Below are 13,631 nucleotides of genomic sequence, written 5' to 3'. Positions count from 1 at the left end.
ATGGTGCCATCAAGCGAGCAGCACGCCATGGTCGACCGCGTCCCCACCGATGATGACCAGCGCCTGGCGCAGCGCGCCGTAGCGCTCGCCCAGCTCGTGACCCACCTCGACCTCGATCTCGCGCAACGCGTGCTGCAACCAGCGGCGGCAGTCCTTCTTGTCGGCGTGCTTGGGCGGGCCGCCCGGGGCGACCTTCGGCTGCCAGAGTGCGTAACAGCTGGCGTTGAGGGCGATGCCCAGCGAGGGCAGCACCTGGTCGGCCGGCTCGGGGCCGCCGACGGCGGAGAGGTTGTCCACCGCTGTCGCGCCCGCCACCGTGGCCACCGCCGACGTGGCGGTCAGCAGCAGGGCGTGGTTGCGGTCGCGGTCGTCGTCGCGCAGCGAGTCCACCGCGCGGCGGGCCGCGGCGGTGACCCTGGCCAGGACCACCGCGTCGGGCTCGGTGTCCAGCAGCTCGGTGAAGACCGTGCCGATCACCTCGCGGGTGTCGGCGTGCAGCTGGCGGGTGGTGCGCACGGACAGCGCGTGCAGCTCCCGGTCGAGCACGTGCGGCAGCTCCGGGCAGCCCTTGCCGGAGCCGAGCTCCTGCACGCACCGCACGTGGATCGTCGCCAGGTCGATCGAGACCCGCTGGACGGCGGCCACCCGGCGGGCGGCGATCTCGCGCTCGAGCAGGTCCTGCCACTCGTCGCCGGCACGGGAGACGGTCGCCGCGGCGACCCCGACCGGCGCGGGGCGCGGCTCGGCCCAGGTCTCCAGCTCGTGGCGCAGCTCGGCGACGCCGAAGACCGCGCCGGGCTCAAGCGACACCGGGAACCAGGGCGCCGAGGCCAGCATCTGGCCGCGCGAGGCGAGCAGGGCCCGGTTGGCCACCAGCATCTCGGGCCAGCCGTCGTGCTGGTCGATGCGCGTCAGCACGAACGCGATCCGCTCGACCCGGTCCGCCGCGGCGGCGAGCAGGTCCAGGTCGGCGCGCGCCAGCGGCGCGGCGGCGTCGGCGACGAACAGCAGGCCGAGGCCCCGTTCGGCGGCGTCGAGGATGATCTCGGCGTTGGCGGCGTCCAGGCCCCCGCTGCCGGGCGTGTCGACCAGCGCGACGCGCTTGAGCAGACCTTCGGAGTGGGTGATCTCGATGCGCCGAGCGGGGCGGGCCGGGCCGGGCCGCGGGTCGCGCTGGCCGGTCATGAACGCGTCGACGACGGTGCGCGACTCCCGGTGACCGGGGACGAACGCGCGGGTCTCGGGCTTGTCGCCGTGCCGGAAGACCAGCCAGGCGTCGCCGGCCGGGGCCGGCTCGGCGCGCCGGATCAGGGCGTTGAGCAGTGCGGTCTTGCCGCTGCGCGGCGAGCCCGCGATCACCGCGTAGCTGCGGGCGCCGGGCGCGGAGCGGGTCTCGGGCTGGCGGTGACCCCTGCTCCCGCGGACCGGCATGGCAGACACTGGACCCCCGGGCGTCGTGACTGTCAGATCGATCAGCGGCGCCTGCATGATCCCAGACCCCATGTGCGACCTCCTTGAACACGGCCGGTAAGCATCGGAACGCTACGTGAACGGGCACTTACGGAGGCAGTGCTCCGGCTACTCAACTGAGTCCGAACGCACTACTCAAGTTCGCGCATCGGCGGGTACTCGCAGTAATCGACCTATCGATATGCTGCGACGGTGCCCCCGTGGAGCTTTGTCGGTCGAAACGCTGAACTGGTCCGTCTCTCCGAGGCAGCCACCGGCTCTACCGGTCGCGGCTTAATTCTGGGCGGCCCGCCAGGCATCGGCAAGAGCCGATTGCTGCGCGAGGGCGTCAACGCCCTTGACCAGGACAGGCTCGCCGTCTGGACCGCGACGGCGAACGCCGCCACGGCCGGTCTGCCGCTAGGCGGGCTGGCCCAGGTGCTGCCGCCCGACCAGCCGGCGGGCGGCTCGCCGGCCGGCCTGCTGCGGTGGGCCGTCGACGCGCTGCACCGCCAGGCCGCGGGCCGGCCGATCGTCGTGGCCATCGACGACGCCCACCTGCTCGACCCGCTGTCCGCCGCGCTCGTCTACTACGTCGCCCGCTCCGAGAACGCGACGGTGATCGGCACCGTGCGCACCGGCGAGCCGGTGCACGACCCGATCAGCGCGCTGTGGAAGGACGACCTGGTCGAGCGGATCGAGCTCACCCCGCTGACCCTGCAGGAGACCTCCGACCTGCTGCAGCAGGTGCTCGGCGGGCCGGTCGACTCAGCCTCCATCGACCGGCTGCAGCAGCTGTCGCAGGGCAACGCGCTGCTGCTGCGCGAGCTGGTCATCGCCGCGCACGCCAGCGGCGAGATCATCGAGAGCTACGGGATGCAGCGCTGGACGGGCAAGGTCGACCTCGCCCCGACCCTGACCGAGGTGGTGGACGCCCGCATCGGCAAGCTCACCCCGCAGGAGCGCGCCGTGCTGGAGCTGGTCGCGTTCGGCGAGCCGATCGGGCTGCCGCTGCTGGTCAGCGCCACCGACCTCAACACCGTGGAGACTGCCGAGGAGCGGCAGCTGATCCGGGTGGTCGTGGAGGACCGGCGCACCACAGTCCGCCTCGCCCATCCCCTGTACGGCGAGGTCGTGCGCCGCCGCTGCCCGGTCACCCGGGTCCGCCGGCTGCTGGCCGACCTGGCCACGCTGGTGGAGAGCAGCGGCGCCCGGCGCCGCGACGACCTGCTCCGCGTCGCCGTCTGGCGGCTGGACAGCGACACCGCCCGCGACCCGCAGCAGCTGCTGATGGCGTGCCGGCTGGCGTTCGCCACCTACGACATGGCGCTGGCGATGCGGCTGGGCAAGGCGGCCCTCGCGGCCGGCGGCGGGTTCGACGCCGCGGAGACCCTGGCCACCATCCTCATGTTCGTCAACATGCCCGAGGAGGCCGTGGCGATCCTCGACGCCAACAAGGACCAGACCGTCGAGGAGTCCCAGCGCAGCCGGTGGCTCGCCATCCGGCACATCACCGCCCAGTGGGGTCTCGGCGACCCGGACACCGTTGACGACATCGACCGCCAGGCGTACGAGCTGAGCGACCTGCGCGAACGCTCCCTGGTGCTGGCCGTGGAGTCGACGATGCGGCTGCACCGGGGCGACAACGCCCAGGCGCTCACCCTCGCCCGCCAGGTCCTCGACAGCGCGGCCAGCGCCCCCGGCCCGCGGGCCCTCGCCCGCAGCAACATGGCCCAGCTGCAGGCCATGCGCGGCACCCCGGTGCAGACCGTCAAGGCGTTGGCCGCGGTCGACGCCGAGGCGGCGCAGTGGCGGGTCGAGCTGCCGTACTTCCAGCTCGGCATCGAACTCGCCCGCGGCACGGCCATGATCCTCGCCGCCGACCTGGAGGCCGTCGACGCGATCGTGGCCGCCGAGTTCGCCGGCATGGCCGACGCCGGCAACTTCAACATGGGCTCCGGCTACCTGCAGATCGTCCGCGCCCAGGCGGCCCGCCTGCGGGGACGGCTCACCGAGGCGGCCCGGGCCGCGTCGCAGGCCTGCGCGGCCCTGGCCACCGGCAAGGTCTTCGTCGCGCTCGCCCACGCCGAGCGGGCGCACGCCGCCGCCCTCGCCGGGGACGCGGCCGGCGCCGCGGAGGCGTTCGCGATCGCCGAGGCGTCGCACTACCGCTCGATGGAGGTGCTGTACCCCTGGCTCGAGGAGGCCCGGGCCTGGGTCGCGGTCGCGGCCGGCGACATCCCGACCGCCGCGGAGGTGCTGCGGCTGCTCGCGGCGCGCACCCGCAGCGACGGCTTCGCCGCGCACGAGATGTTCGCCCTGTACCACCTGGGCCGGCTGGGCTTCGCCGGCGAGGTCTGCGACCGCCTGGACGCGCTGTCGCACACCGTCGAGGGGCGCACCGCACCGGCGATGGCCTGGCACGTGCGGGCGATCGCCGGGGAGGACGGCGGCAGCCTGCTCGCGGTCGCCGAGGAGCTCGCCGATCAGGAGCTCAACCTGTACGCCGCGGAGGCCGCCGCCGGCGCCGTCACCCTGCTGCGGGGCATCCGCTCGCCGCAGACGCCGCGGGCCGCCCAGCGCCTCGCCGAGCTGCGGCTGCTCTGCCCGACCGCGGCCACCCCCGCGCTGGTCGTGCCGCAGCCGATGCTGACCGGCCGGGAGCGGCAGATCGCCCGGCTCGCCGCCGCCGGCGTCCCGTCGAAGGAGATCGCCGACCAGCTGTACCTGTCCTCCCGTACCGTGGACAACCACCTCATGCGGGTCTACGCCAAGCTCGGTGTGACCGGGCGCGCAGAACTGGCCGCGGCCCTGCGCTCCCTGCCGCCCGAGGAGTGAATAGGCTGGGCCGTGTGATCACGAGCGCGCTGCTGACCGACCATTACGAGCTGACGATGCTGTCGGCGGCACTGCGCGACGGCACCGCGTCGCGCAGCTGCGTCTTCGAGGTGTTCGCCCGCCGCCTGCCCACCGGCCGGCGCTACGGCGTCGTCGCGGGCACCGGGCGGCTCGTGGAGCACCTCAGCTCCTTCCGCTTCTCCGCCGAGGACGTCGATTTCCTGCTCAGCCGCGGGATCGTGGCGCCGGAGACGGCCGAGTGGCTGGCCGCGTACCGCTTCACCGGCGACATCGACGGCTACGCCGAGGGTGAGCTGTTCTTCCCCGGCTCGCCGATCCTCACCGTCAGCGGCACGTTCGCCGAGTGTGTCGTGCTGGAGACGCTGGTCCTGTCGATCCTCAACCACGACAGCGCGATCGCCGCCGGCGCCGCCCGCATGGTCACCGCTGCCCGCGGCCGCGCCGTGATCGAGATGGGCTCGCGCCGCACGCACGAGGAGGCCGCGGTCGCCGCGGCGCGCGCCGCCTACCTGGCCGGCTTCGCCTACACCTCCAACCTGGAGGCCGGCCGGCGCTACGGCATCCCGACCACCGGCACCGCCGCGCACGCCTTCACGTTGCTGCACGACACCGAGCAGGCGGCGTTCGCCTCGCAGGTGGCGACCCTGGGCAAGCAGACCACGCTGCTGGTCGACACGTACGACATCGCCCAGGGCATCCGCAACGCGATCGCCGTCGCCGGACCCGACCTGCGGGCCGTGCGCATCGACTCGGGCGACCTGTCGGTCCTCGCCGCGCACTCCCGGGCCCTGCTGGACTCCCTCGGCGCGACCGAGACCCAGATCATCGTCTCCGGCGACCTCGACGAGTACGCGATCGCCGCCCTGGCCGCCGAGCCTGTCGATGCGTACGGTGCCGGCACCGCCGTCGTCGTCGGCTCCGGCGCCCCGACCGCCGGCCTGGTCTACAAGCTGGTCGAGGTCGACGGCCGCCCGGTGGTCAAGCGCTCCGAGAACAAGGGCACCGTCGGCGGCCGCAAGACCGCCGTGCGCCGGCACAAGCCGACCGGCACCGCCACCGAGGAGATCGTCGTGTCCATGGGCGCGCCGGCGCCCGAGGCCAACGACCGCGCGCTGCAGCGGGCGTTCATCCGCGCCGGCGAGCCGGCGCCCGACCTGCCCGACCTGGCCGCCTCCCGGGAGCACCTGCGCCAGTGCCTCATCTCCATCCCCTGGGAGGGGCTCAAGCTGTCCGCCGGTGACCCGGCGGTTCCCGTCCAGATGCTTGGGGGCTCCGCATGACCCGCGCTTTGATCATCGTCGACGTCCAGAACGACTTCTGCGAGGGCGGCTCGCTCGCCGTCGGCGGCGGCGCGTCCGTCGCGGCGGCCATCTCCGCCGCCGTGGCCGGCGGGTCGTGGGACCACGTCGTGGCCACCCAGGACCACCACATCAACCCCGGCGCCCACTTCGCCGAGGCGCCCGACTACGTGTCGACCTGGCCCGTGCACTGCGTGGTCGGCACCGGCGGCGTCGACTTCCACCCGTCGCTGGACGTGTCCCGGGTCGAGGCGGTGTTCACCAAGGGCGAGTACGAGGCGGCGTACTCCGGCTTCCAGGGCTCCTCCTCCGGCGTCGACCTCGCGACCTGGCTGCGCGACCGGTCCGTCTCCGACGTCGACGTGGTCGGCATCGCCACCGACCACTGCGTGCGAGCGACCGCAGTCGATGCCCAGAATTCGGGATTTGTTACAACCGTGCTGCTGGACCTCACGGCGGGGGTCGCCCGGCCGACCGTGGACGCCGCCCTGGCTGAGCTGCGCGCCGCCGGTGTCACCCTTGTTGGTGAACCGGTCGTGGCCACGAGCTGACCATCCGGCGGATGGCACGGAACTGGACTTGCCGTGTAACAACCGACGTGTACCGTCATCCCGGCAAGCGGTTCCGCATCGATGTGAGAACTTCTCACGTCACAACGTAAGGACCACCTACACGGAGCGTGGCGAAAAAGGTGAGACTTCGCTACGCTTGCGGGACCTCGAAGGGTCGTCCATGGTGGACAGCCCAGCACCAGGAGGGTCACGTGAAGTTGTCGATCGAAACCCGCCCTGCAGATCAGCGAGAAGCGGCGCTGAGCCTGAGCGGCGAAATCGACTATGAGACCGCTCAGGAGCTCCGCACAGCGGTAAGTTCAGTGCTCGACGGCAATATCGACACGCTCGTCATCGACCTCGCCGGCGTCACGTTCCTCGACTCCACCGGCATCGGCACCCTCGTGGTCGCCAAGCGCATCTGCCACAGCATGGGCGTCAAGCTGCACATCCGCCGCCCAAACCCGTTCATCGCGCGCCTGTTCGCGGTGGTCGGCGTCAGCGACATCCTCGGGGTCCCGATCCCGCCGGGCACGGTCTCCGGCCGCCTCCCGCAGCCCCGCGAGCGCAACGTCACCCAGCCCGCCTGACGCCGAGAAGCCCACGCGGTCCGGACCTTGGACCCCGCACGTCCAAGGTCCACCGTTTTCCGCCTCTACCTTTTCCGGCACTTCCTGTCGCACTACGTGACCACCCGGCTGCCGTCCGTTCTTGGGCGATACGCCTGCCTTACGCCGATTCACCCGTCAGCGTGGATCATCTCCATTCCGGTTACTCGCCGTCGCCGCCCCTTCGAGGGCGGCGATTCGCTGCGATCGGGTGAATCACCCGATCGGTCCGCGGTGCCGCCTCCCCGGGTGGCGGGGGCAAGTCGCTCGGCCGCCGCGGCAAGGGCCACGCAGTCCCATCAACTGGGACGGCCCCCAATGCGGCGCTCCCGACAACCAGCCGGACCTCCTGCGGCCGCTGAACCGGACCTCCTGCGGCCGCTGAAGTGGCCCAGGACGGCCGAAACGCCGATCGTCGTAAGCGGGGAAGGGCCAGGCAACCCAGTTGTGCAGCGGCGCAAGCAACCGCCGCGGCGACCGGCAATCGGCGGTGATCGACGGCGCCCGCATTCGCGTTACAACAGCCTCCGGCGCCACGCTCCGGCCGCCGCCACGCTCCGGGCGCGGTACCCCTCGAAGTCCGACAGGCTCCCGGGAGGCGCACCGACCAGCCGCCGGGTAGGCACAGCGACCAGCCGCCGGGTGCACAGTGACCAAGCCGCCGGGATAAGGCGCAGTGACACCGGCATCACAGGACCGCCGGCACCAGGACCGCCGGCTCCACAGGACTTCGGGACCGCAGAGCCGCGCCTCACGTGCCGGGGCTTCTGCCCCCGGCCCCCTGAGGACCGTCGAAGCCGCCGCGGCAGCCGCAACAGCTGGCACCAGCTGGGCAGCCCGCCGCGCCGGTCGGGAATGCGCACGCTGCTGGTGATCCTCTTCACGACCGGGATCGCCGGAATGGCCGCGACCACCGCGGGAAGGCACTGGACGGCAGCCAGAGCGACCTGCCCGCAGCGGTCAGGGGCGGCTGCGGCGGCCGGGCCACCAGATCGGACTGGAACAACGGAGGCAGAGGGGACACGGCCGCGGTTGCAGCTTGTCGGTGGCGCCAGTATCGGCCTCGTGATCAAGGGGCGGGTGGCGTCGCACTCAGCAGGACGCGCCGCCGGGCTGTGAGGCGTCCGCCGGCTGGGGCGCGGCCGGCGCGAGAACGGGTGCCACAGGTGAGTCACTCTCCGTGGACGCTGACCGCCATGACGAGCGATGGCTCCCACGCACGTACGCCAACGTGCGTGTGCGCAGGCTGGACCACGGGGGTACAACCCGGTGGATCCCTGGAACCCGGTGGATCCCTGTTCTCCGGCGCACAGGGATCCACCGGGTTGTGCTGCCCGGTCGCGCACATGCCGCAGACGCCGTCCAGGGAGCGCACCGGAGCGCACCGCGAGAAGCGGGCACCTCAGGAGCCGAGCACCCGGTCCGAGCACTCAAGCACCGAGCGCCTCAGGAACCGAGCGCCTCAGGAACTGCGCGCCTCAGGAACTGCGCGCCTCAGGAACCGCGTGCCCGAAAGCGGCAGCCTGGGACCCAAACATCCCGAAAAGGCCCAGAAAGGTCCGAAAGGTCCGAAAGGCCCTGAGAACCGGGCACCCCCAAGCCCCGGGAGGCAAACACCCCGGGAAGCGAGCGCCCTGGAAAAGGGGCAGCCCCGACCTGGGCGGCCGGCGGAAGCGGCTGCGGTGGTCGGGGCTGCCAGTGGTCGGGCCCGCGTGAGCGGGGGTGGAACGGCGAAGCGGTTAGTGTTGCTCCTCGTAGGTGGCGCCGCCGTCGGCCTCGTGGCTGAGGGGGCGGGCGCCGCCGGTCGGCGGGGCCTCCAGGGAGTGGCCGGGCGCGTGTGCCGGGAAGCGGGCGTCGAAGGCCGGGCGCTCCGAGCGGATGCGGGGCATGCTGTCGAAGTTGCGCAGCGGGGGCGGGCAGGAGGTGGCCCACTCCAGGGACATGCCGTGGCCCCACGGGTCGTTGACCTCGACGACACGGCCGGTCTTGTAGGACTTCCACACGTTCCAGAGGAAGGGCAGCGTGGAGAGGCCGGTGATGAACGAGCCGATGGTCGAGACCGTGTTGAGCGTGGTGAAGCCGTCGGACTGCAGGTAGTCGGCATAACGGCGGGGCATGCCCTGCGTGCCGAGCCAGTGCTGCACCAGGAACGTGGTGTGGAAGCCGATCGTGGTGAGCCAGAAGTGGACCTTGCCGAGGCGCTCGTCGAGCATGCGGCCGGTCATCTTCGGGAACCAGAAGTAGACGCCGGCGTAGACGGCGAAGACGATCGTGCCGAAGAGCACGTAGTGGAAGTGGGCGACCACGAAGTACGTGTCGGACACGTGGAAGTCGATCGGCGGGCTGGCGAGCAGGACGCCGGAGAGACCACCGAAGAGGAAGGTCACCAGGAAGCCGATGGCGAACAGCATCGGTGTCTCGAAGGTGATCTGGCCCCGCCACATGGTGCCGATCCAGTTGAAGAACTTCATGCCGGTCGGCACGGCGATGACGAAGCTCAGGAACGAGAAGAACGGCATGAGCACCTGACCGGTCGCGAACATGTGGTGCGCCCACACGCTCATCGACAGGGCACCGATCGCGATGGTCGCGCCGACGAGGCCCTTGTAGCCGAAGACCGGCTTGCGACTGAAGACCGGGATGACCTCCGTGATGATGCCGAAGAACGGCAGCGCCACGATGTAGACCTCGGGGTGGCCGAAGAACCAGAACAGGTGCTGCCAGAGCATCGCGCCGCCGGTCTCCGCGTCGTAGACGTGGGCGCCGAGGCGGCGGTCGGCCTCCAGGGCGAGCAGCGCGGCGGCCAGGATCGGGAAGACCATGATGACCAGGACGCTGGTGACCAGGATGTTCCACGTGAACATCGGCATGCGGAACATCGTCATGCCGGGCGCGCGCAGCGTCAGGATCGTGGTGATCATGTTGACGGCGCCGAGGATGGTGCCGAGGCCGGACAGGACCAGGCCGACGATCCACAGGTCGGCGCCGACGCCGGGCGAGTGGACCATGCTGTTGAGGGGGGCGTAGGCGAACCAGCCGAAGTCGGCGGCGCCGCCCGGGGTGATGAAGCCGATCAGGGTGATCGAGCCACCGAACGCGTAGAGCCAGTAGGCGAACGAGTTCAGCCGGGGGAACGAGACGTCGGGCGCGCCGATCTGCAGCGGCGTGATGTAGTTCGCAAAGGCGAACACGATCGGCGTCGCGAAGAACAGCAGCATGATCGTGCCGTGCATGGTGAACAGCTGGTTGTACTGCTCCGGGGAGAGGAACTGCAGCCCCGGCCGGGCCAGCTCGGCGCGCATGAGCAGCGCCATGAAGCCACCGATCAGGAAGAACACGAACGACGTCGTGAGGTACATCAACCCGATCTGCTTGGCGTCCGTCGTGCGCAACAGCCGAGCGAACGCCGAGCCCTTGACCGGCTGGTGCACCGGCCAAGGCCTGGTGACGATCGGCTTTGGTGCAACGGTGGTCACGAAAGGCCTCCTGAGGCTGTTGAACCCGCTGGCGAGCCAGCTCCGCGAGGTGCCCGCCCGATCAACGTCGCGATCAACACGTTCACCTCGGAGGCAGGATAGTCTCCCGGTCCGACACAAAATCGCTGGGGGCACAAGACCTAACGGGTAGCAGGTGCAGAGCCACCCGCCGCGCCGAGGTTGAACGTGATGGCACCGGCCGCAACCGCCGCCAGGACCAGCAGCACGATGCCCCAGAAGATCAGCCGGTCCGCCGGTGTCGGCGCCTTCCACGCCCCCGCGATCCGGGCGGAGACCGGGACCGGCTCGGGCACCACCTGCGTGACGGCCTCGGACTCGGAGGCGTCCGGAACAGCGGGCGCCGGCGTGCGCACCGGCAGCGCCCGCAAGAGGATCAAGGTCGCGCCGGCGAGCACCAGCAGCACCCCGAGCACCGTGATGATAACGGCAATCCAGTCACGCATCGCGAATCTCCCAGATAGCACCGGACAGGACCGACGAGCACAGAACCGGACGAAACCCTAGAGACGGCCGCGCATCGACGCATCGCCAGGCTAGGAGATCCACGCAGGTCACGCCAGAGCCGTCCGCGGCGTGACGGCCGGTGAAATTTACAGTCGAAACCCCGGTAGTGAAACCTGGCGGCAATCTCGTGTTGACAGTACGGAAACCGTGTATGACGCTCCGGTATGGAAGCGCTCCCAAAATCGACGCCTTGCTATCCGAGGAGGTCGCGATGTCGATTACCGCCGCTGCCGAACACCCCACGCTCGCCCATGTCGCCGCGCTCGCCGGTGTTTCTTCCGCCACCGCCTCCCGCGTGCTCAACGGCTCCGCCCGAGTCAGCCCAACCGCCCGCCAGCAGGTCCGTGACGCCGTCGATCGGCTCGGCTACGTCCGGCAGCGCGCCGCCCGCGCCGTCGACCGTCGCCCCCGCTCGGTCGCCGCCGTGGTCTGCGAGCCCAACGCACGACTGTTCGCCGATCCGTTCTACTCCCGTGTGCTCGCGGGCGCCAGTGCGGCGTTCGCCGAGCGGGACATGCCCATGCTGCTCGCCGCCGGGGAACGACCGGCGTCACTGCAGCGGTACCTCAGCAGCGGCCACATCGACGGGGTCCTGCTGATCTACTGCCGCAGCAGCCACCCCCTGGTCGTGACCCTGCCCGCGCTCGGCGTGCCGGTCACGCTCATCGGCCGGCCGCTGCAGACCAGCACCCTGCCGTACGTCGACGCGGACAACCGCGGCGGCGCGCGGCAGGCCGTCGAGCACCTGGCCCGCACCGGCCGCAAGCGCATCGTCACGATCGCCGGCCCGCCGGACGTGTCCGCGGGCGTGGACCGGCTGGCCGGGTTCCGCGAAGGTCTCGAGCGGGCCGGGCTGGAGCCGGGCCCGATCGCCTACGGCGACTTCACCCGGCCCGCCGGCGTGCACGCCATGACCCGGCTGCTGGACCACCGGCCGACCCTCGACGCGGTGTTCGCCGCGTCGGACCTGATGGCCGTCGGGGCGCTGCACGCGCTGCGGCAGGCGGGACGGCGGGTGCCGGAGGACGTCGCCGTCATCGGCTTCGACGACCTGCCCCTCGCGGCCTTCACCCAGCCGCCGCTCACCACGATCAAGCAACCGGTCGAGGAGATCGGCGCGGCCGCGGCCCGCCAGCTGCTGTCGCTCATGAACGGTGAGCCCGTCGAGGCCTCCCCGGTCCTGCCCACCACCCTGGTCCGACGGCAGTCGGCATGACCGGCCCGCAGCGCAGCGAGGAGCCGGGCATCATCGGCGCAGTTCCAAGGTCAGGGCGGCGCCGGAGCGCAGCGGAGGTGCTGGCATGACCTCCGAACTGCATCCAAACGGGGCCGGCCCGACGAACAACAGGGTATGCAACGGCTACTGGAGGCGGCCCGGTCACTGGACACCGGCACGGTCGCGCGCACCGTCCGGGAGCTGATGGAGGCGCGCGGCGTGATCGAGGTCTGGACCGTTGTGTGCGTCCCGGCGCTGCACGAGGTGACCGGGGACGTCACCGTCGAGCATGCTCTCAGCCAGGGACTCGCACACGGTCTGGACCTCGTCAGCGCGCCGCGGCACGACGACATCAGGACCAACCACGTCCTGCTGGCGTGCGCGCCCCGCGAGGCGCACTCGCTGCCGCTGCGCGCCCTGGCCGCGGCCCTGTTCGAGCGGCGCATCGGCACGTTCCTGCTCGGCGCGGAGGTGCCGTGGAGTGCGCTGCGGGCCGCGGTGCGGCGCACGGTGCCCGGCACCGCGATCGTGTGGTCGCAGCAGCCGGGCACCGCCGACCCGGCCTCGCTGCTCGCCATCGCCGGCCGGTTCCCGGGCACCCGGTTCGCCTCGGCCGGGCCCGGCTGGGAGCCCGTGCCGGCCGGGCTGGCCCACCTCTCGTCGATCGAGGTCGCCGTTTCCGCATGTGTACCGGTGGCCGCCGGTCGGGCTCCCGACGCGTAGTGGTCCTCCCGGCACGAAACCGCTACCGTGCCGGGCATGACCGAGCTGGACCCGCCCGCGTACACCGGGAAGCGCAGGGCCGGCATCGGCGGTCAGCCACGCTTCGTATTCGCCGCGGTGCTCGTCGTCGTCGCGCTGATGGCATTGCTGCTGCGGGTCCTGACCGGCGGCGGCTCGCAGCCCGAGGACCGGCTGTCGGCCGAGCCGCTGGGGCCGCTCGTGCCGACCGGTCCGGCCGCCATGGCGGGGGCGAGCCGCACCGGCTCCCCCAGCGCCAGGCCGAGCCACAGCGCGTCGGCGTCACCGGCTGCCTCCACCGCGCCGTCGGTGTCGGCGTCGGCCGTGGCGCCGTCGGTGCCCGGCTCGCCGAGCGCCACCGGTACCGCTGCCAAAACGATCGAAGCGGAGGCCGCGGCGAACCGCCGGCCCAGCCAGATGACCGTGCGGGAGGTCTCCGCCGCCTCCGGCGGCCGGGCCGTCACGGGCATCGGCAACAACCGGATCCTGACGTTCACCGGCGTCACCGCCCAGCAGGCCGGCGAGGTCACACTCACCGTCGCCTACCTGTCCACCGATGACCGCGCCTGCTGGCTGCGCGCCGGGCGCGGCAGCTGGCAGCACGTCCGCTTCCCGTCCAGCGGCGCGTGGGACCGGGTCGCGACCATCGCACTCACCGTGCGCCTCGAGGCGGGCCAGAACACGATCGAGGCCGGGAACACCATCGGCAGTTGGTGCCCCGACCTCGATCGCATCACCGTTGCCCCCCGCTGACCACCCCAGCTGCGGCAACATGTTGATGTGCAACGTTTGGCGTGACCGTGCGCCGGGTGGACCATCCAGGGAGGCTTCCGGTTTTGTCCGGCGCCGGTCACATCCCAAATACTGCGGGGCGGACCTGAGTCACACCCGTAATCGCGCTGGGAAGT

Annotated in this window: 10 protein-coding genes; 7 read left to right on the top strand and 3 right to left on the bottom strand. The window is 71.6% G+C overall.

Going from position 1 to position 13,631, the window contains the following annotated elements; translation table 11 throughout:
• Positions 1-9: 9 nt before the first annotated feature.
• Complete coding sequence (locus AB0H83_RS34570; RefSeq protein WP_360102489.1) at positions 10-1,431, bottom strand: dynamin family protein; 1,422 nt, start codon at positions 1,429-1,431, stop codon at positions 10-12.
• A 231-nt stretch (positions 1,432-1,662) separates the two neighbouring features.
• Between AB0H83_RS34570 and AB0H83_RS34565 the strand changes: the two genes are divergently transcribed.
• The 4 genes from AB0H83_RS34565 (at position 1,663) to AB0H83_RS34550 (ending at position 6,747) form a co-directional block, all read left to right on the top strand.
• On the top strand, positions 1,663-4,287 hold the full coding sequence (locus AB0H83_RS34565; RefSeq protein ID WP_360102487.1) for a LuxR C-terminal-related transcriptional regulator: 2,625 nt from the start codon (positions 1,663-1,665) through the stop codon (positions 4,285-4,287).
• 17 nt (positions 4,288-4,304) lie between these two features.
• Complete coding sequence (locus AB0H83_RS34560; protein WP_360102606.1) at positions 4,305-5,588, top strand: nicotinate phosphoribosyltransferase; 1,284 nt, start codon at positions 4,305-4,307, stop codon at positions 5,586-5,588.
• The gene (locus AB0H83_RS34555) at positions 5,585-6,157 is read left to right on the top strand and encodes an isochorismatase family protein (RefSeq protein ID WP_360102485.1); all 573 of its coding nucleotides are present in this window, start codon (positions 5,585-5,587) and stop codon (positions 6,155-6,157) included. Before AB0H83_RS34560 ends, AB0H83_RS34555 begins: the two co-directional genes overlap by 4 nt.
• 212 nt (positions 6,158-6,369) lie before the next feature.
• Positions 6,370-6,747: an STAS domain-containing protein gene (locus AB0H83_RS34550; RefSeq protein WP_360102483.1), complete on the top strand. Its 378-nt coding sequence runs from the start codon at positions 6,370-6,372 to the stop codon at positions 6,745-6,747.
• A gap of 1,757 nt (positions 6,748-8,504) precedes the next feature.
• Here the strand turns inward: AB0H83_RS34550 and ctaD are convergent.
• Complete coding sequence (gene ctaD / locus AB0H83_RS34545; RefSeq protein WP_360102481.1) at positions 8,505-10,241, bottom strand: cytochrome c oxidase subunit I; 1,737 nt, start codon at positions 10,239-10,241, stop codon at positions 8,505-8,507.
• Between the two features lie 140 nt (positions 10,242-10,381).
• Positions 10,382-10,666: a hypothetical protein gene (locus AB0H83_RS34540; protein WP_360102479.1), complete on the bottom strand. Its 285-nt coding sequence runs from the start codon at positions 10,664-10,666 to the stop codon at positions 10,382-10,384.
• Positions 10,667-10,977: 311 nt separating this feature from the next.
• Here AB0H83_RS34540 and AB0H83_RS34535 point away from each other — a divergent pair, with 311 nt between their 5' ends.
• The 3 genes from AB0H83_RS34535 to AB0H83_RS34525 all read left to right on the top strand — a co-directional run bounded on the left by AB0H83_RS34535 (position 10,978) and on the right by AB0H83_RS34525 (position 13,476).
• Positions 10,978-11,982: a LacI family DNA-binding transcriptional regulator gene (locus AB0H83_RS34535; RefSeq protein ID WP_360102477.1), complete on the top strand. Its 1,005-nt coding sequence runs from the start codon at positions 10,978-10,980 to the stop codon at positions 11,980-11,982.
• A 135-nt stretch (positions 11,983-12,117) separates the two neighbouring features.
• Positions 12,118-12,705 carry a transcriptional regulator gene (locus AB0H83_RS34530; RefSeq protein WP_360102475.1) on the top strand — a complete coding sequence of 196 codons (588 nt, stop codon included), beginning with the start codon at positions 12,118-12,120 and terminating at the stop codon, positions 12,703-12,705.
• Positions 12,706-12,741: 36 nt separating this feature from the next.
• Positions 12,742-13,476 carry a hypothetical protein gene (locus AB0H83_RS34525; protein ID WP_360102473.1) on the top strand — a complete coding sequence of 245 codons (735 nt, stop codon included), beginning with the start codon at positions 12,742-12,744 and terminating at the stop codon, positions 13,474-13,476.
• Positions 13,477-13,631: the final 155 nt, after the last annotated feature.

The sequence above is a fragment of the Dactylosporangium sp. NPDC050688 genome (assembly GCF_040654515.1).
Taxonomy (GTDB): Bacteria; Actinomycetota; Actinomycetes; order Mycobacteriales; family Micromonosporaceae; genus Dactylosporangium.
The sequence above is the reverse complement of the archived record's forward strand: the minus strand, read 5'-3'. Positions and strand labels throughout refer to the sequence as shown.

Bases quoted from the DNA above. Each gene is read 5' to 3' on its own strand.
- AB0H83_RS34570 (WP_360102489.1), bottom strand. From the start codon at position 1,431: ATGCCGGTCCGCGGGAGCAGGGGTCACCGCCAGCCCGAGACCCGCTCC.
- AB0H83_RS34555 (WP_360102485.1), top strand. From the start codon at position 5,585: ATGACCCGCGCTTTGATCATCGTCGACGTCCAGAACGACTTCTGCGAG.
- AB0H83_RS34535 (WP_360102477.1), top strand. From the start codon at position 10,978: ATGTCGATTACCGCCGCTGCCGAACACCCCACGCTCGCCCATGTCGCC.
- AB0H83_RS34530 (WP_360102475.1), top strand. From the start codon at position 12,118: ATGCAACGGCTACTGGAGGCGGCCCGGTCACTGGACACCGGCACGGTC.
- AB0H83_RS34525 (WP_360102473.1), top strand. From the start codon at position 12,742: ATGACCGAGCTGGACCCGCCCGCGTACACCGGGAAGCGCAGGGCCGGC.